Source organism: Enterococcus sp. 4E1_DIV0656 (assembly GCF_002140695.1).
Taxonomy (GTDB): Bacteria; Bacillota; Bacilli; order Lactobacillales; family Enterococcaceae; genus Enterococcus_D; species Enterococcus_D entomosocium.
This window is the reverse complement of the sequence record NZ_NGLF01000001.1, coordinates 1,987,266-2,003,933: the sequence shown is the minus strand read 5'-3', so window position 1 is coordinate 2,003,933 and position 16,668 is coordinate 1,987,266. Positions and strand designations below refer to the sequence as shown.

Genomic DNA, 16,668 nt, shown 5'->3' with positions numbered 1-16,668 from the left:
CACTGAAACATCTTACCACAGTCGACCACAGGCTGTAAAGAGAATTTTCTTGTCATCGCGCAGAATATCAAAAAAACTGGCACTATTTTAGTTGCCAGCTTTCGCTTCTTCTTCAATTTCTTTTAAAAGCTTCTGCATTTCTTCCGTCAACGGATAATTTTCTAGCATATCAGGTCGGCGCTGAAAGGTGCGGCGCAATGATTCTTTTAATTGCCACTGCTCGATCAATTTATGATTGCCATTCATCAAAACTTCTGGTACTTTCATGCCTTTAAACTCTGCTGGGCGTGTATATTGCGGATGTTCTAATAAACCAGTGGAATGAGAATCGGTTTGTGCGGAGGTTTGATTGCCTAAAACTTCTGGTAATAGTCTGACCGTCGCATCGATCATGACCATTGCACCCAATTCGCCGCCAGTCAAGACGTAATCTCCCAGTGACACTTCATCAGTGACCAATGAACGGATTCGTTCATCGTATCCTTCATAATGACCACAAATGAAGACGAGGTGCTCTTCGGTAGAAAATTCTTCTGCCATCTTTTGATCAAAAGGTTTCCCCGCTGGGTCTAAAAGGATCACGCGTTTCTTCGTTTCTGGTGCTGCTTCTTCGATCGCTTTGATATTGTCATAGACAGGTTGGACTTTTAATAACATTCCTGCTCCGCCGCCATAAGGATAGTCGTCCACTGTTTGATGTTTGTTGTCGGAATAGTCACGGAAATTTGAGACGTTGATTTCTAACAGTCCCTTTTCCCTTGCTTTGCCAATGATCGATTCTCCTAGAGGACCTTCGAACATTCGCGGAAATAGTGTCAATACATCAATTCTCATCGTCTAACAACCCCTCTGGGATTTCCACAATGACCTGACCATTTTCAAGATCGATCGTGTGGACAACCGACTCGATATAAGGAATCAAGGCATCCTTCTTCCCTTTTCGTTGAACGACCCAAACGTCATTGGCACCTGGTGAAAGGATCTCTTTGACTTTACCAATGATTGTGCCATCTTCTTCGACGACTTCCAGACCAATAATTTCATGGTAGTAAAACTCATTTTCTGCTAAATCCACCAAATCATCCTTGGTAACTTTTAAAATGCCGTTACGAAACGGTTCAACATCGTTAATATTGGGATAGCCCTCAAACGTCACTAAATCAAAGTTTTTGTGTTTGCGATGACCTGAAACAATCAATGTTATTGGCTCTTTATTTTCACGAAAAAGTGTCAATTCGGCCCCTTTACGGTAGCGTTCTTCTGGAAAATCCGTTTGTGATATCACACGTACTTCTCCACGGATTCCATGTGTATTGACGATTTTTCCTACGTTTAAATATTCTGTCACGTTCGTTCCCCATTTCTTCTAACTTCTGTTCTATTTTAGCATAGCAAAGTAGCGAATTCTAGCCGTTTCCTAGCGCCCCATGTTTTCCTCAAAATCATCGCGCGAAAAATGCCCCTTCGACGCTTGATCAAAGGGGCATTGTCCTAATATGAACCTTATTGATTCATAGAAACGGCCATTTTCAATGCTGAACGTGCATCTTGATGTTGCACCGTTCGAAGGGTCTTTTCTTGTTGCCAAACCACTGTAGTTGCTGTATGGTCATTTTTTCCCATATCGATAGTGATTTGACCGACCTCAGGCGCTGGGAGCATAGCTTCTTCCAGATACGCTACCACTTCTTTGGCAACCGGAACTGGATCTTGTTCCTCTTGATTGACTGCTCGAACAGTCAATGACCAATTTCCTTCTTGCCAGCTCAAATAACTGGAACCAGCAGCTCCTTGCATATGCCCAGTAATGCCATATCCGAGATCAACGGCTTGTCCGCCATCATCAGCTGTTACATTGACCGCTGCAGCAGCTTCATCCGCTGATTGATAGTCTTTTGATTGAAAAGCAGCAATCGGTGTTTCCTCGTTCAAAGCCTTGTCATTGAGAGGCAGCTGCTTATCAAGTCCATAATAAAGAATCGAAGCATCGGACTGACTGCCAGCTGTGGCCGCATTCAACACTTTACCTGAAGCAAGTGGAATGTCCTTGGGCAAGACAAGATCAGGGAATGCCGCTTGTATTTGAGCGTAGATATCTGCAGTACTATTCGTGTTTGAAGAATCCCTAGAAGCCGCCTGACTAGAAGACGTACTTGATTGACTTGTTTCTGATTGACTACTTGCTTGCGTTTGGGTACTTTCCACCATACTCGTCGCTGTTGTTTCGGCACTACTGGCTTGACTGGTTTCTGGTTCCTGTTGATTATTGCAGCCAGCTAAGGCGCCCATCGTCAGCAGCGTAACGAATAATCCTAGTTCTTTTTTCATGATGTTCCCCTCCTTATACAAAGAATACCCCTCAATAAAAAAAATGACAAACAAGTCAGATTGTCTGTCATTTTTTTGTTGATTTTTTAAAGATTTGTCACCCAATTTTGCAGTGATTGAAAGCCATCCTTGATCCATTGCCAAACTTGATTGGCGATCGTCGATAGGTCGCCCCAACGAAAGTTTTGTGTCCATTGGTTCAATTGCGTCATGATCTCCTCACGATAGACCCAAATTAAAAAGAGCAACAACAAGATCCCTAGCGTTCGCCAAAGAAAAGAACCAATTTTATAAATAAAGACGAGGATCAAAAGAACGACGATCCATGCGATTAGTTGAGACATACAAGCACCTCCTCCTTTTGATTATCTCAAAACCACCTTTTTTTGTCCTCCATCTTAAGCATGAATTTTACAAAAAAAGCATTCCTCAAAGAGAAATGCTTTTCATTCTTGCTTATTTACCATCAATGATATTCAAACGAACTTTTTTTGGTCCATTTGTCCGTACACTGTAAACGATTGTTCGAATTGCTTTGGCAACCCGACCTTGTTTACCGATGATACGACCAATATCCTCTGGTGCCACAGTAAGATTATATTCCAAGAAATCATCTGACTCTACCAGCTCAAGCTTGATATCCTCAGGTTTGGTAACAAGTGGTGAAACGATCGTTAAGACTAATTCTTGCAAATCTTTCATCCAAAGTCACCTTATTTCTTAGTGAATTTTGCTTCGTGGTGTTTTTTCATAACGCCTTCTTTAGAAAGGATGTTACGAACTGTATCTGAAGGTTGCGCACCTTTAGATAACCAATCAAGAACTAAATCTTCTTTGATTGTCACTTCAGCTGGGTCTAGTAAAGGATTGTAAGTACCAACTGTTTCGATGAAACGTCCGTCACGAGGAGAACGTGAATCTGCTACGACGATACGGTAAAAAGGTTTCTTTTTAGAACCCATGCGTTTTAAACGAATTTTTACTGCCATTATTTACACCTCCATTGATTTAATCACAAGAGCTAGTTTAACAGGTTTTTCCGATGGTGTAAAGAGTTTTTTCTTTACAGCTAAAAAAAGTTTCTTCTTTCTTATTTTCTAAGCATGGTTATCTTTTGCCAGAATGAATCAGGACGCGTATCATTAGTAATAGAGAAACTTTTTAAAGTCAAATCGTTTTATTTGCACCATCCACTTACTTTTGGTAAGCTTAATGAGTAGAAAACAACAAGGAGGAAATTTACATGACAAAAAAAATTGGTTTTATCGTCGGCAGTTTACGGGAAGGATCATTTAATAAACTCGTAGCGAAAAAATTCGCATCATTATTACCAGAAGGTTTTGAAGCATCTTTCATCGAAATCGGCAACTTGCCTTTTTACAATGAAGATTTGGAAGTTGAAGGAAAAGTTCCTGCTGAATGGACAGCATTTCGGGAAGCATTAAGCGCCGTTGACGGGGTCTTCTTCTTTACACCAGAATACAATCGTTCTGTTCCTGCAGCATTGAAAAATGCATTAGATGTTGGTTCTCGTCCTTACGGTGCTAGCAGTTGGGGTGGCAAACCAGCTTTGGTTGTCAGCGTTTCTCCAGGAGCGATCGCTGGGTTTGGTGCAAACCATCACCTACGTCAATCATTAGTCTTTTTGGATATGCCTACTCTACAACAACCAGAAGCCTATATCGGTGGAATCACCAACTTGATTGATGAAAACAACGAAATCAACCCAGATACAGTAAGCTTCTTTGAAACGATCATTGCAAAATATATTGAACTCTTTCAACGATTCAACTAATTAAGAATCCAAACAAAAAGACCAAGAAACTCGGCACTGAGTTTCTTGGTCTTTTTACTGTGAAGAATAATCGTTTGCGCTTTTTACTCGCTGCCTGACACAGACTTTCGGACAAAATGAAGTTCTGTCAGTTCCCCCATCTGTTTTGTTTCAACAAACGTCAAGCGTCTCGCATAATCCCCCGGTTCAAACAGTCGCTTGCCCTCTCCTAAAAACACCGGCGCGATTTGAATAAACCATTCATCGATCAAATCAGCTTCCAGCAATGGTTTTAATAAGGAACCCCCACCTACTACCCATACGTTTTCCTCTTGTTTTAATGCTGAAACAAATGCAACTGGATCCGTTGACACTAGGGTTGCATCCGGCAGCGGCTCTTTTCGGGTACGAGAAAAAACATAGTTGGTCTTTTCAGGATATAGCAGTCCATCATCCATCAGTTTTTTTGCTTCTTGATAGGTCTTTCTTCCCATCACGGTCGCGTCGATGGTTGCAAAAAATGCTTCATAGGTCGTTGCAACACCGGTATCAGTTTGAAACAGCCAGTCCAGTTGATCCTCCATACCTGCTAAATAGCCATCGAGGCTGATTGCACCATAAAATACCACTTTTCCCAATTAGGCTCACTCCTTTATTTTTACGTTTGCTTCTGACCTTCGACAAACACAAGTGACTAAGTGATCATTAACCATGCCGACCGCTTCCATAAACGCGTAAATAGTTGTCGTTCCGACAAATTTAAAGCCTCGCTTTTTCAAGTCTTTTGCTAGCTGATCGGAGATTTCCGAATGGGTCGGTACATCGGATTGCTGCTGAAATTCATTGATGACTGGCTCATGATTGACATATCGCCACAAGAATGCGGAGAAACTGCCGTATTCTTGCTGGATTTTTAAAACTTCTTGGGCATTGATGATCGCTGCTTCAATCTTTCGTCGATTGCGAATGATTCCTGGATTCATCATCAGTTCTTCCACTTTTTCTTCCGTATAGTTCGCTACTTTTATGATATTAAACTGATCGTATGCTGCATCGAAATTCGCCATCTTGTTTAAAATCGTTTGCCAGCTCAATCCTGCTTGATTCATATCTAACACCAGTTTTCGAAACAACTGCTGATCCTCATACTCAGGTTTTCCCCATACCGTATCATGATACTCCTGCATTGCTGGTGTACTGTTGGCCCATTCACATCGCTCCATTGTCCTCATCAGCTCCTTTTTGTTTATTTTATCATAAATGACTTTACTTCCACCAGTGTACTACGTATACTAGTACACATAAATGAAAGGAGCTGATTTTGTGGTTCGCATTAACAAAGCCAGCAGCAAACCTTACTATGAGCAATTGGTTTTAAGTATCAAAGAAGATATTCTGAACGGTGTTCTAACCGCCGGAGACCAAGTACCTTCGGTTCGTGAAATGGCCAAGCGCCTGTTGATGAATCCAAATACCGTCAGCAAAGCCTACAAAGTATTGGAAAATGAGCAAGTACTTGTCACCATCAAAGGAAAAGGCACCTTTGTGAAAGTTACTGAGGATCTGCCACGCGATGAGATTCGGATCTTACAAGTGAAAGAACGTTTGAAAGAATTGGTGATCGAAGCACGCCATTTACAGATCAGCATGCGTGAGCTGAGCGATTGGATGAATGGCTTTGAACAAGAGTTAGGAGGCGATCCACAGTGAAGATCGAGCATGTGACCAAGAAAATGGAACAAACAATTGTCTTAGAAAACGTGAACTTCTCTTTGGAAAAAGGAGAGCTCGTAGGATTAATCGGCCGCAATGGTTCTGGGAAAACCACGTTGTTTCGGACGATTGCTGGGCATTATTTACTAGATGATGGGGAGATTTCCATCGATAACCAACGCCTGGATCAGCATCCGCAATTAAAAGAACAACTTTTTTATATTGATGAAAAAGAAAACTTTCTTTCGGCCTACTCTTTGAAAAAGCTCAATCAATTTTATCGGCTTGCTTATCCAAATTTCGATCAGAATCTTTACTTAGAATTGATGCAAAGTCACGGTCTTCCTCTGACGCTTTCCTACCGACGGATGTCAAAAGGTATGCAAGGTCTTTATAAAATGATTCTTGCGATCGCCTCAAATGCGACGTTCTTACTGTTAGACGAACCTTTTGATGGGCTTGATGTGATCGTCCGTAAAAAAGTGATTGGATTATTGCTGGAAAGCCTCAGCGAGTCGAATCGTACCGCCTTAATCGCTTCTCATAATCTAAATGAATTAGAACATATTATTGATCGTGCCTTGTTGATCAAAGGGAAAACGATTGAAGGAGACTACCGTTTGGAAACGATTCGCGAACAATCTCGCAAACTCCAACTCGTCTTTCGCAGCAAACAGATTCCTCCCCTTATCAAGCAGCACTCCAAGCTGATTCAAAAACAAGGTCGAGTCTTGACTGCTTTGTTTGACAATTACACAGAGGAGCTGGCGGCTGAGATCCAGCAACTTGATCCTTTGGTTTTCGAAGAATTACCTTTGACTTTGGAAGATCTGTTTGAAGCAAATTTACGACAAGAAGCATTGGTGGAAGGATAGAGGTGGAAAACGATGTTAAGCAATATATTTAAAGAACGCTACGGTAAGTTGTTGATCGGTTTTTGTTTTGTCGTGCTCTTCATGTATCTTAGTGCTGGCTGGCAATCACAAAATTCTTGGCACCAGCAAGAACGTTATTTGGCATCTGAGGAATTTATCAAAGATTTTAACGAAAATCGAGAATACTATGTCAAAAGCTACAACGGTGAAACCCCGGTTTACTTTGATTCGGCAGCAGAGTACCGCGATGCGGTATTGACAATCAACAAAGAGTACTCAGATGATTTTTATTACAATCGCCCGTATATGACCACCATGAATCAATTTGTGATTGTCTTCCTGTTTATTTGGGGCTTTTTGTCCTTTTTTGTCGATGGCCGCACCAATTTCAATCGCTTTTTATTTGCTTTACCCTTTAGCAGAAAGCACGTCTTTCGCAAGAAACTGCTTTTTATCGGCTTACCCTTGACCGCTTGTTTAGTGTTGGGCCTGTTAGGTCATATCCTGATCGAATACACAATGATCCCGGCTCGCTATCTCGCTGTGCCGCTTCAAGACGTGCTGCTTTCCGCCCTTAGTACTTTGGCAACGAATCTACTAGTATTTGCTGTCGGCATCTTGTTGGGCGTTTTACTGGGGAATCTGTTTACTGGCGTGCTGTCGGTGTTCTTCACTCTTTCTCTAGGAACAATGGGGTATAGCTTTTTCCAATGTACCCGCGAGTTTTTTAGTTTTGTATTTCTTGGTCATGGGGATTTTCTGCTTCCTTTTCAAACGTGGATCGATTGGCCGCAAGGATATGTCTATCCTTGGTGGCTACTGCTCCTTTACCTCGGTTTGAGCGGCTTGCTGATTCTTGCTGCCGAAAAAGTGTTCTCGAAAATTTCTTTAGAAAATGACGGTGATTATTTAACGATCCCTAAATTGCGCGCCCCGGTTTATTGGCTGCTTTCTTTAGGAACCTGGTTCTATCTATCCATGATTTCTTATTACCCGCTAGAAATTTTTTACCGTGATCTCTATGAGGGGTATGATGTCAGTCTTTGGAACATCATCCTTCGGCTTGGCTTGTTGCTGGTTGCTTGCTTATTCATCAGTTTATTGCTTGTCTATCCTAAAGCACTGATGAATTGGTGGTACAAACGAAAAAACAAACAGGTCAGCAATATTTAAAAAAGCGTCCCTACAACAAGAAATTGTTGCCGGGACGCTTTTATGTTTAATGTTTAGGTTTGTCGTCGTCTTTTTTGTCAAAGAAGTCATTTACTTTGCGAGAAACATCATCCGCAAAATCTTCAACCTTATCTTTGGCTTTCCCATATTTATTTTGGGTTTTCCCTTTTAACTCCTCGGAGTCATCTCCTGTAAGTTTCCCTTTTGTTTCGGTTACTTTTCCTTCAATGCGATCCTTGTTTGTCATCGTAAAAACTCCTTTCATACTTGCTATAAATTAATAGTAGCATCATTTGCCAGAAAGCACGAATGTTCTGCTTCTATCTTATCCTTTGAGTTGTCCGCAACGATAGTTCTTCGCTATTTTTGACTCTTGGACGATTTAGGATATTCAGTAGAAAGCTGGCTTTCTCTATAAAAAGGGATGTTCTTTAGATGTTCTATTTGATGTTCTTTGAAGGAGTTCATTTAAAGAGGACACTGTGAACATAAAAAAACCATGACCTGAAAGAAGGCAATCTGAGGAGCTGCAGCTGCTAGAATCAGGAGGTACAGCTTCTCGATTTGGTGTCTTTTCAGGTCATGTTTTTTTTAATTGTACCCTAAGAGAAGGTTCGGTTCTTAGTTCCTATCAGTGCTAAACGATTATTTGCGTTTTTTCTTTTTCTTCTTTTGTTTTTTGACCATACGATTCATGGCCATTTTTCCAAGTTTCCCTTTGACACCGCCGCCAAACATTTGATCCATGCCAGGAATGTTCATATTCCCTTTGCTCATTTGCTGCATCATTTTGCGGGATTCTTTAAATTGTTTGATCATGCGATTGACTTCGACGACACTGTTGCCAGAACCGGCGGCAATCCGGCGACGACGGCTTGGATTTAACAGATCAGGATTTTCACGTTCTGCTGGTGTCATGGAATAAACCATGGCTTTTTGACGGGCAATTTGTTTTGGATCAACTTTGACGTTCTCGATGCCAGGCATTTGGCTCATTCCCGGAATCATTTTCAAAAGATCTTCAATTGGGCCCATGCCCATGACTTGATCGATCTGTTCAACAAAGTCATTGAAGTCGAAGGAGTTTTCCTTCATTTTTTGAGCAAGTTCTTCTGCTTTTTTCTCGTCGTAATCTTGCTGTGCTTTTTCGATCAAAGTCAGCATATCACCCATACCGAGAATCCGACTAGACATCCGATCTGGATGGAATACTTCAAGGTCGGTCAATTTTTCACCGGTACCAGTGAACTTGATTGGAGCGCCAGTAACTTGACGAATTGACAATGCCGCACCGCCACGAGTATCGCCATCTAGTTTGGTGATGACTACCCCTGTGATCCCCAGTTGTTGATTGAAGCTTTCCGCCACGTTGACAGCATCTTGTCCTGTCATCGCATCCACTACCAGTAAAATTTCATTTGGCTGTGCCAAGTCCTTGATTTGTTTTAGCTCTTCCATCAAGTTTTCATCGATATGCAAACGACCTGCTGTATCGATCAAGACATAGTCATTTTTCTTTTCCCGAGCCAAAGCCAATCCTTGGCGTACGATTTCAACTGGACTGACATCAGTTCCCATATCGAAAACAGGTACATCCAATTGCTGACCTAATACTTTCAATTGGTCGATCGCGGCTGGACGGTACACGTCACCGGCAATCATTAATGGACGTGCGTTTTCGGTTTTGATCAAGTGATTGGCTAATTTCCCAGCAAAGGTGGTTTTCCCTGCCCCTTGCAGACCAGCCATCATGATAATCGTTGGGATCTTTGGTGATTTTTCAATCCCAACTGTTTCTGATCCTAACGTTTTGGTTAATTCTTCGTCAACGATTTTAACGATCTGTTGCGCTGGAGATAAGCTTTCTAATACTTCTACCCCAACTGCCCGTTCACGTACATTTTTGGTAAACTCTTTCACAACTTGCAGATTGACGTCGGCTTCTAATAAAGCTAGACGAATCTCACGCATCATTTCTTTTACATCTGCTTCAGATACTTTTCCTTTTCTGCGCAGTTTGCTCATTGCCTGCTGGAGGCGTTCAGTTAAACTTTCAAATGCCATTTTTTTTCATTCCTTTATTCTTCAATTTCTTGGAGCTGTTGAATAAACCCCTGTAAGGTTTCGTCTTTTGGATAGTGAGTTTTCGTATACTCGCTTAGCTGATCCAGCAAGTCTTCCCGCATGATATAGTCCGAAAACATATGTAGTTTTTTTTCATAGTCTTCTAAAATACGTTCGGTGCGTTTGATGTTGTCATAGACTGCTTGACGGCTTACTTGATACTCTTCAGCGATTTCTCCTAGAGAAAAATCATCTGCGTAATACAATTCCATGTAATTCATCTGTTTTTCTGTCAATAACGTGGAATAAAACTCAAACAACGCATTCATGCGATTGGTCTTTTCAATTTCCATTTGCTTCCTCCTGTTTTGCAAGCCATTCGACATCGGACAAAACAGTCATGCCTTGTTGCCGAAAATACGCACAAGCGACACCGATCCCTGTTCTTTTGATTCCAGTAAAATTGCCATCATAAATCATCTGACTGCCACAAGAGGGACTGTTCTCTTTTAGGATCAGTTGAGTGATGCCTTGCTCTTGTAATTTTTGATAAGCAATTTTCGCGCCGGTAGTAAACTGTTCGGTCACGTCTTCCCCTGAGATGGTGACGACCTTCGCTCGTTGCGCCCAAACGTCCACCCCATCGCCACCAACGATTTCGGCCGGTTCCCGTGGGATCGGCAAGCCGCCAAGAACTTCTGGACAAACCATCATTGCTTGACCTGCTCTTACCAGTTCGATCAATGGTGGCACTGCTTGGTGTTTTCCATCATAACGGCAAAGTACACCGCCTAGACACGCACTGATTCCGATCATATAGCACCCTCAGCTTTCCTATGAAATCGTCCTTTATTATAGCATTTATTTAGTGGTTGCAATAGTACCAATTGTCTATTCATGCTAAAATAGGACTTGTTCGTTGAAATTTAATCGTTTCTTGAAAAAAAGAAGCTAAAGGAGTTTGCCATGAAAAAAATACTCGTTGTCGATGATGAACCTTCCATCGTCACACTTTTAACCTTTAATCTAGAAAAAGAGGGCTATCAAGTCGTTTCCGCCTCAGATGGTCAAAAAGCCTACGAATTAGCCTTGTCTAAGCCTTTTGACTTTATCATCTTAGATGTCATGCTGCCGAATATGGACGGCATCGAGATCACGAAGAAATTGCGTCAAGAAAAAATCGAGACCCCGATCCTCGTCTTGACCGCAAAAGATGATCCAATCGATCGGATCTTAGGCTTAGAGATCGGCGCCGATGACTATTTGACGAAGCCTTTCAGTCCTAGAGAGGTATTAGCTAGAATGAAAGCCATCTTCCGTCGTTTAGAACCCCGTCAACAAACACGAGAAGAAGATCAACCTGCAGAGATTCTGCAAGTCGGTGGGATCCAAGCAGACCTGACGAATTTCCAAGTCAGTGTGGATGGTGAGAAAATCTTCCTAACGCCAAAAGAATTCGAGCTGCTAGTTTACTTTATGAAACGAAAAGGTCGCGTAATCGATCGCGATACCTTGCTCAATCGCATTTGGAACTTCGACTTTGATGGACAAAGTCGAATCGTGGATGTTCACATCAGTCATTTAAGAGAAAAATTGGAAGCTGATCCAAAACGGCCGGAATACTTAGTAACGGTTCGGGGATTCGGGTATAAATTTCAGGAGCCAGTCTAATGAAAAAACGCTATGGCTATGGTTTATGGTCGATCGGTCTATTGCTGATTTTTTTCCTGTGCTGGCAAGTTCTAAGCAGTTTTTACCGTCAGCAAGTCATTGCCCAGCAAGTGGCTTTTCTCCAAGAGAAAGCCACCGTATTTTTGAATCTATCAGATAATCAAACCGCCGCCTTAGAACAGTTTGCGGATACCTATGTTGAAGATAGCAATAGTCGCATCACTTTGTTAGATGACCAAGGTCAGATCATTTTCGATACCTATGATCATACACTGCATGAAAACCGCTCCAATCGTCCAGAAGTCCAAGCCGTTTTGCGCGGAAGCTCCGTCGGTCAATCGCTGCGGGAAAGCGACACCTTGCATGAAGAATTGCTTTACGTGGCGATTCCTGTCAAAGAGGATGGAAACTTGACTCAAATCTTGCGAATCGCCGAACCGACCGCGGCTTTTTTTGCAAAAAATGAAGGAATCAAGCAGTCGATCTTGATTGTCTATCTTGTTTTTTGCTTTTTGATCAGCCTATTGATTTTCCATACCTTGCGCCAGCGAAATCGGCCGATCCAAACGATTCTGCCCGTCGTAAAAAAAATGATCACCTCGCCCGATCAACAAGCAATCATTATGCAAGAAACCCCTGAACATGATGAGTTGTATCAACTGATCAATCAGCTGAGCGAGCAAATGAGCCAGACCTATCGTGCCTATGCGGCTTCTGAACAGCAACTGTACGGCTTGCTCAGTGAACTGATGATCGGTGTCTTTATCATCAATGAAGAAAATCAACTGCTGCTGTTGAATCCGACGATGCAAGAACAGCTAGGGATGGAAACCGCACCGATCTTACCGCAACCTTTTACTGAAGTGATCCATGACACACAATTGATCCAGTTGATCTATCAATTTAATGACGAGACCCCTATTTTCCATGCGGAAACCACCCTTAGCGGGGAACGTTCAAAAGTCTTAGATGTTACCTTGCGAAGCTTCCAAGAAAACCAGTTGATTGGTATTTCTTATGACTTGACACGCATCCGACAATTAGAAAAGATGCAAAAAGATTTTGTCGGCAATGTTTCCCATGAATTAAAAACGCCGGTAACTTCCTTGATTGGGTTTACTGAAACACTGCTGGATGGCGCCAAAGAAGACCCTGAAACGTTGCAGACCTTCTTAGAGATCATTCAAAAAGATGCTTATCGCTTGAAAAATCTAATACAAGATATCATCCAATTGTCTCAAGACAGTGATTCTTTCCAGTATGTCGACCAACCGATCAACTTTTCTGAGCTGCTGCAACAAGTCGTTCAAACCTATGGTCCCGCAGCTGTTAAGAAGCAATTGACCTTTCAATTTGAAGGACCCGAACAATTCATTTTATCTACCAAAAAAGAGCTGCTGCAGCCCATCGTAAAAAATCTAGTTGAAAATGCGGTCACCTATTCAAAACCTGGAGGTGTCATCACATTATCCTATTCCGAGCAAGATGACCAGCTGCTTTTTCAAGTGCAGGATCAAGGCATCGGCATCGATGAAGAAGATCAAGAACGGATTTTTGAGCGGTTTTATCGGGTGGACAAAGCCCGTGCTCGCAATTCTGGCGGCACTGGACTTGGGCTGGCTATCGTCAAAGACTATACCAAATTATTAGGCGGCAGCATCAAGGTTGACAGTTTCCCTAAAATTGGTTCTACCTTTACGGTGACTTTGCCGCTTCATTGAGAACATTAGAAAGAAAACTAGCCGAGAAAACGTCTAATGGCATTTTCTCGGCTAGTTTTTTGGAACCATACTTACTTAACAACTTTTGTTGCTGATTCATTGACGTAACCTAGCCAAGTTCCTTTATTATCATAAATTGACAGGTAATTACTTCCATTAAAGTGGCGATACACGTAACGCGCTTCGAACGTCTGTCCTTTCATGGCGTTAGTCACAGTACTTTTTTGTTTCCAAGAGAAATTTTGCCATAGTGGGAAATTCTGAGTAAACGTTATTTTTTTATGGTAACTTTGGTTTATTCCGGCAGCATTACTTGCTTCCTTTGTTCCATTGGCATTGATATAGCCAAGCCAAGTTCCTTTATTATCATATAGTGACGAATAGGTGCTACCATTGAAATGGTTGTAGTAAACTTTTACTTGAAGTGTTTGACCATAAAAATTACTGCTTTTATTTTTTTCTTTCCAAGAAAAGTTTTGCCACATCGAATAATTTTTACTTGTAACAGTGACATATTTACCACTTGAAATAGCTGTTCCACCTGCATTATTCGCTGTTTTGGTACCATTAGCGTTCATATAGCCTAACCATGTACCAGATTGATCATATAGTGAATAATAAATACTGCCATTTAAGTGTTCATAGCGATATTTCGCTAAAACTGTTTTATTCAAGTAATCCTTGCTGGATGCCTTTACTTTCCATGAAAAATTTTGCCATATCGAGTAATTTCCACTGGTGATCGTTACATAGCGTCCATCGGCCAATGCGGGGCCTTGATTCGTTTGAACTGCTAATTTCGTTGAAGCGATGTACCCAATCCATTTTCCAGAAAAATCATAAACTGAATCATAATACGTGCCATCAAAGTGATGGTAAGTACCGGTTACTTTATAGGTATTTTTCACCATATCTGAAGTTACCGGTGCAGTCTTAGTAAATGTAAAATCTCGATATATCGTTCCTGGCTCTTTGAATTTGACATAGATTTGCTTTGATTGCCAATTCCCTTGAGGACCATCAGCAACTTTGACGCCACCAGAGTTAATGTACCCAACCCAATTCCCTTGGTTGTCGTATAATGAATAATAGGTGCTACCGTTAATATGCTCATAACGCACTTTTATTTGCAGAGTCTGACCCAGATAAGCTTTAGAGTCTGCTTTTTTGGTCCAAGAGAAATTTTGCCAAATCGTATAATTGTCTTTTACAACGGTGGCATAACGGCCATCATTGATCGCACCGCCTTGTCCTTGACTGATAAAATACTTGTTATAATCTGAATTCATATCAAAGGTGCCATTGATCCCTGGGAATGTAACGTTATATGTCCACTGCCATGCACTATAATCCGTATACTTCTGATTTTGCGGTTCGTATGGATATTGTGCGATCCAAACTTTGTTTTTTCCTAAAGCAACAGGGTCGATCGCGTTATCCGTGACCCACGACACACCTATATAATGATGCGTATTCGTATACCCCAGTTCTTTTAATCTATTTTCAAAAACTTTTGACAATTGTGTATGATCTGCTTTTTTCTTAATATTTGGCTCTTCAATGTCATTGACCATTAGAGCAGAAGTCGGTAAATTTAATTGTCTCGCATAGCTTACAAAATAATCTGCTTCAGCTTTTGCCTGTGCCTCAGTGGTGAACCAACTGTAGTGATAAGCATGTACAATCAGCCCAGCGGCTTTAGCATTTGCAATTTGACTTGCAGCTAGTGGGTTTCGATAAGAAGTTGCCTCTGTCAATTTCACCACCACTGCAGAAACGCCATAACTTTTAATCAACTTGAACTGCTCCACAGTGATCTCTCCGTTGTGGGAGGAAATATCAATAAAGTCTTGCTTTGGGGTTGAGGGATCTCCTGCTGAAATATAAGGAACACTAGAAACAGACCGTGCCGAACGGCTTAAGCTGACTTTCAAATCTGAACGGCTTCGATACGTTGGGTCTAATCCTGAGCTGATATCATAGACAGAATCCGAAGCATTGTCTGGGCTTTTTTCTTCACTTTCGGCTGTACTGCTATCAACAGTCGTACTGCCCGTTTCACTGCGGTTACTTGATGATGTTGTCTCACTCGTTGAATCAATTGAGTCTTCGCTGGTTTCACCTGTATTCGAGCGAATTGTTTGGCTGTCACTGCTTGTCACATCATTCGTCTCAGAGTAAACAATAGCAGCCTCTTTTGACTCACTTGTTGATTCCGTGTCTGCAAAACCAACACGCATGCCAAAAATGACAAAGGCCGTTCCCGCATACAATGCTGCTATTAACATTTTTTTTGGAAATCTTTTCATTTTTTTCCCCTTTCACTGAATATTCATCTATATTCACTATCTATTTTACATAAAAAATAAAAAAAAAGGTACAAAAAAAGAAGGAGTTCTTCCCTTCTTTTTTTGTACCTTATGAAAACTGTTTATTCAACATTCGTTACTTCGCCGTCTACACTGCGTTCTACTTTCATATCAGTGATTGGCAAGTATCCTAATTCGATAACGATTCCTTGTTGGACATCGTCTGTCATGATGTAATCAAGAAAGGCTTTGACGTTAGCATCTGGTTCACCATTCGTGTACATATGCTCGTAAGACCAGATTGGCCATTTGTTATCTGCAATATTTTCAGGGGTCGCTTCTACCCCATCAAGAGATAGCGCTTGGATTGAATCATCTAAATAAGATAAAGCAAGGTAGCTGATTGCTCCTGGTGTTTCAGCAACGATTTTACGGACTGTTCCAGAAGAATCTTGCTCTTGTGTTTGGATCGTCTCTGCACCATCTAAGCCCCATTTTTCAAAGGTCGCTCTCGTACCGCTGCCTGACGCACGGTTGATTACAGAGATTTCTTGATCTGCTCCACCGAGTTCAGACCAATTCTTCACTTTGCCTGTAAAGATATCGATTAAATCTTGTTGGCTAAGATCCGTAACGCCTGCGTCTTTATTCACTACTGGTGCCATACCAACTACGGCTACTTTATGGTCAACTAATTTGCTGGCGTCCACACCATCTTTTTCATCCGCAAAAACATCGGAATTGCCGATCGTCACAGCGCCTGTTTCTACTTGACTTAAGCCAGTTCCGCTACCGCCACCTTGAACAGTAATTGTATAATTGGGATTGTCCGCTGAGAAGCTTTCACCTGCTGCTTCAACCAAGGGTTGCAAAGCAGTTGAGCCTACCGCTAAAATTTCTACATTTTCATTTGATGCGGCACCTGATGAAGATCCGCCTGATGCTTGACTGCTATCAGTGCTTGTACCACCGCTCCCACAGCCAGCTAATAATAATCCAGTTGCAAAAAATAAAAGTCCCAATTTTTTCATTTAGTAAAT

Annotated in this window: 20 protein-coding genes; 6 read left to right on the top strand and 14 right to left on the bottom strand. The window is 41.6% G+C overall.

What is annotated here, in order from left to right; translation table 11 throughout:
- Positions 1–87: 87 nt before the first annotated feature.
- The 6 genes from trmD to rpsP all read right to left on the bottom strand — a co-directional run bounded on the left by trmD (position 88) and on the right by rpsP (position 3,317).
- Positions 88–834 (bottom strand): tRNA (guanosine(37)-N1)-methyltransferase TrmD, encoded by a 747-nt coding sequence (gene trmD / locus A5882_RS09380; RefSeq protein ID WP_005237230.1) that lies wholly within the window; start codon positions 832–834, stop codon positions 88–90.
- On the bottom strand, positions 824–1,348 hold the full coding sequence (rimM, locus tag A5882_RS09375; protein WP_061053876.1) for a ribosome maturation factor RimM: 525 nt from the start codon (positions 1,346–1,348) through the stop codon (positions 824–826). The genes trmD and rimM overlap by 11 nt, the downstream gene beginning before the upstream one ends.
- A 155-nt stretch (positions 1,349–1,503) precedes the next feature.
- Positions 1,504–2,328 (bottom strand): hypothetical protein, encoded by an 825-nt coding sequence (locus tag A5882_RS09370; RefSeq protein ID WP_034878719.1) that lies wholly within the window; start codon positions 2,326–2,328, stop codon positions 1,504–1,506.
- Between the two features lie 86 nt (positions 2,329–2,414).
- Positions 2,415–2,672, bottom strand: a complete 258-nt coding sequence (locus A5882_RS09365; protein ID WP_005228919.1) for a hypothetical protein — start codon at positions 2,670–2,672, stop codon at positions 2,415–2,417.
- 112 nt (positions 2,673–2,784) lie between these two features.
- Complete coding sequence (locus A5882_RS09360) at positions 2,785–3,030, bottom strand: KH domain-containing protein (protein WP_005228918.1); 246 nt, start codon at positions 3,028–3,030, stop codon at positions 2,785–2,787.
- Between the two features lie 11 nt (positions 3,031–3,041).
- Positions 3,042–3,317, bottom strand: coding sequence for a 30S ribosomal protein S16 (gene rpsP, locus A5882_RS09355; protein ID WP_005228917.1), 276 nt, complete (start codon positions 3,315–3,317; stop codon positions 3,042–3,044).
- 254 nt (positions 3,318–3,571) lie between these two features.
- Here rpsP and A5882_RS09350 point away from each other — a divergent pair, with 254 nt between their 5' ends.
- Complete coding sequence (locus tag A5882_RS09350) at positions 3,572–4,123, top strand: NADPH-dependent FMN reductase (RefSeq protein WP_016613846.1); 552 nt, start codon at positions 3,572–3,574, stop codon at positions 4,121–4,123.
- A gap of 83 nt (positions 4,124–4,206) precedes the next feature.
- Here A5882_RS09350 and A5882_RS09345 read toward each other — a convergent pair whose 3' ends face one another.
- Together A5882_RS09345 and A5882_RS09340 are read right to left on the bottom strand one after the other, a co-directional pair.
- Positions 4,207–4,740: a dihydrofolate reductase family protein gene (locus A5882_RS09345; RefSeq protein ID WP_005237235.1), complete on the bottom strand. Its 534-nt coding sequence runs from the start codon at positions 4,738–4,740 to the stop codon at positions 4,207–4,209.
- 6 nt (positions 4,741–4,746) lie between these two features.
- The gene (locus A5882_RS09340; RefSeq protein ID WP_086299212.1) at positions 4,747–5,325 is read right to left on the bottom strand and encodes a DNA-3-methyladenine glycosylase I; all 579 of its coding nucleotides are present in this window, start codon (positions 5,323–5,325) and stop codon (positions 4,747–4,749) included.
- A 100-nt stretch (positions 5,326–5,425) separates the two neighbouring features.
- Here A5882_RS09340 and A5882_RS09335 point away from each other — a divergent pair, with 100 nt between their 5' ends.
- From A5882_RS09335 to A5882_RS09325, 3 genes are read left to right on the top strand one after another with little or no spacing between them, the layout of a single operon-like run.
- A complete protein-coding gene (locus A5882_RS09335; RefSeq protein WP_008377404.1) occupies positions 5,426–5,812 on the top strand; it encodes a GntR family transcriptional regulator in 387 nt (128 codons plus the stop codon).
- A complete protein-coding gene (locus A5882_RS09330) occupies positions 5,809–6,690 on the top strand; it encodes an ABC transporter ATP-binding protein (RefSeq protein WP_005237238.1) in 882 nt (293 codons plus the stop codon). Before A5882_RS09335 ends, A5882_RS09330 begins: the two co-directional genes overlap by 4 nt.
- Positions 6,691–6,702: 12 nt before the next feature.
- On the top strand, positions 6,703–7,863 hold the full coding sequence (locus A5882_RS09325) for an ABC transporter permease (RefSeq protein ID WP_005237239.1): 1,161 nt from the start codon (positions 6,703–6,705) through the stop codon (positions 7,861–7,863).
- Between the two features lie 46 nt (positions 7,864–7,909).
- Here the strand turns inward: A5882_RS09325 and A5882_RS09320 are convergent, their stop codons facing one another.
- The 4 genes from A5882_RS09320 to A5882_RS09305 all read right to left on the bottom strand — a co-directional run bounded on the left by A5882_RS09320 (position 7,910) and on the right by A5882_RS09305 (position 10,743).
- Positions 7,910–8,110, bottom strand: coding sequence for a CsbD family protein (locus A5882_RS09320; RefSeq protein ID WP_008377398.1), 201 nt, complete (start codon positions 8,108–8,110; stop codon positions 7,910–7,912).
- A gap of 398 nt (positions 8,111–8,508) precedes the next feature.
- Positions 8,509–9,927: a signal recognition particle protein gene (gene ffh / locus A5882_RS09315; RefSeq protein WP_005228902.1), complete on the bottom strand. Its 1,419-nt coding sequence runs from the start codon at positions 9,925–9,927 to the stop codon at positions 8,509–8,511.
- Between the two features lie 14 nt (positions 9,928–9,941).
- Positions 9,942–10,280, bottom strand: a complete 339-nt coding sequence (locus A5882_RS09310; protein ID WP_005228897.1) for a putative DNA-binding protein — start codon at positions 10,278–10,280, stop codon at positions 9,942–9,944.
- Positions 10,270–10,743, bottom strand: a complete 474-nt coding sequence (locus A5882_RS09305) for a DUF523 domain-containing protein (protein WP_086299211.1) — start codon at positions 10,741–10,743, stop codon at positions 10,270–10,272. Before A5882_RS09305 ends, A5882_RS09310 begins: the two co-directional genes overlap by 11 nt.
- A 150-nt stretch (positions 10,744–10,893) precedes the next feature.
- Here A5882_RS09305 and A5882_RS09300 point away from each other — a divergent pair, with 150 nt between their 5' ends.
- Complete coding sequence (locus A5882_RS09300; RefSeq protein ID WP_005237242.1) at positions 10,894–11,598, top strand: response regulator transcription factor; 705 nt, start codon at positions 10,894–10,896, stop codon at positions 11,596–11,598.
- Positions 11,598–13,319, top strand: coding sequence for a two-component system histidine kinase PnpS (gene pnpS, locus A5882_RS09295; RefSeq protein ID WP_086299210.1), 1,722 nt, complete (start codon positions 11,598–11,600; stop codon positions 13,317–13,319). Before A5882_RS09300 ends, pnpS begins: the two co-directional genes overlap by 1 nt.
- A gap of 71 nt (positions 13,320–13,390) precedes the next feature.
- On the opposite strand, the gene A5882_RS09290 is transcribed toward pnpS, so the two are convergent.
- Both A5882_RS09290 and A5882_RS09285 read right to left on the bottom strand, forming a co-directional pair.
- Positions 13,391–15,628 carry a GH25 family lysozyme gene (locus A5882_RS09290; protein ID WP_086299209.1) on the bottom strand — a complete coding sequence of 746 codons (2,238 nt, stop codon included), beginning with the start codon at positions 15,626–15,628 and terminating at the stop codon, positions 13,391–13,393.
- Between the two features lie 122 nt (positions 15,629–15,750).
- A complete protein-coding gene (locus A5882_RS09285) occupies positions 15,751–16,659 on the bottom strand; it encodes a phosphate ABC transporter substrate-binding protein PstS family protein (RefSeq protein WP_086332128.1) in 909 nt (302 codons plus the stop codon).
- Positions 16,660–16,668 lie beyond the last annotated feature (9 nt).

Excerpts from the sequence above, each read along its gene's own strand:
- A5882_RS09290 (WP_086299209.1), bottom strand. The coding sequence starts at position 15,628 with ATGAAAAGATTTCCAAAAAAAATGTTAATAGCAGCATTGTATGCGGGA.
- ffh (WP_005228902.1), bottom strand. The coding sequence starts at position 9,927 with ATGGCATTTGAAAGTTTAACTGAACGCCTCCAGCAGGCAATGAGCAAA.
- A5882_RS09310 (WP_005228897.1), bottom strand. The coding sequence starts at position 10,280 with ATGGAAATTGAAAAGACCAATCGCATGAATGCGTTGTTTGAGTTTTAT.
- A5882_RS09320 (WP_008377398.1), bottom strand. The coding sequence starts at position 8,110 with ATGACAAACAAGGATCGCATTGAAGGAAAAGTAACCGAAACAAAAGGG.
- A5882_RS09365 (WP_005228919.1), bottom strand. The coding sequence starts at position 2,672 with ATGTCTCAACTAATCGCATGGATCGTCGTTCTTTTGATCCTCGTCTTT.
- A5882_RS09285 (WP_086332128.1), bottom strand. The coding sequence starts at position 16,659 with ATGAAAAAATTGGGACTTTTATTTTTTGCAACTGGATTATTATTAGCT.
- A5882_RS09370 (WP_034878719.1), bottom strand. The coding sequence starts at position 2,328 with ATGAAAAAAGAACTAGGATTATTCGTTACGCTGCTGACGATGGGCGCC.
- rpsP (WP_005228917.1), bottom strand. The coding sequence starts at position 3,317 with ATGGCAGTAAAAATTCGTTTAAAACGCATGGGTTCTAAAAAGAAACCT.
- A5882_RS09325 (WP_005237239.1), top strand. The coding sequence starts at position 6,703 with ATGTTAAGCAATATATTTAAAGAACGCTACGGTAAGTTGTTGATCGGT.
- A5882_RS09305 (WP_086299211.1), bottom strand. The coding sequence starts at position 10,743 with ATGATCGGAATCAGTGCGTGTCTAGGCGGTGTACTTTGCCGTTATGAT.
- trmD (WP_005237230.1), bottom strand. The coding sequence starts at position 834 with ATGAGAATTGATGTATTGACACTATTTCCGCGAATGTTCGAAGGTCCT.
- pnpS (WP_086299210.1), top strand. The coding sequence starts at position 11,598 with ATGAAAAAACGCTATGGCTATGGTTTATGGTCGATCGGTCTATTGCTG.
- A5882_RS09350 (WP_016613846.1), top strand. The coding sequence starts at position 3,572 with ATGACAAAAAAAATTGGTTTTATCGTCGGCAGTTTACGGGAAGGATCA.
- A5882_RS09300 (WP_005237242.1), top strand. The coding sequence starts at position 10,894 with ATGAAAAAAATACTCGTTGTCGATGATGAACCTTCCATCGTCACACTT.
- A5882_RS09360 (WP_005228918.1), bottom strand. The coding sequence starts at position 3,030 with ATGAAAGATTTGCAAGAATTAGTCTTAACGATCGTTTCACCACTTGTT.
- A5882_RS09340 (WP_086299212.1), bottom strand. The coding sequence starts at position 5,325 with ATGGAGCGATGTGAATGGGCCAACAGTACACCAGCAATGCAGGAGTAT.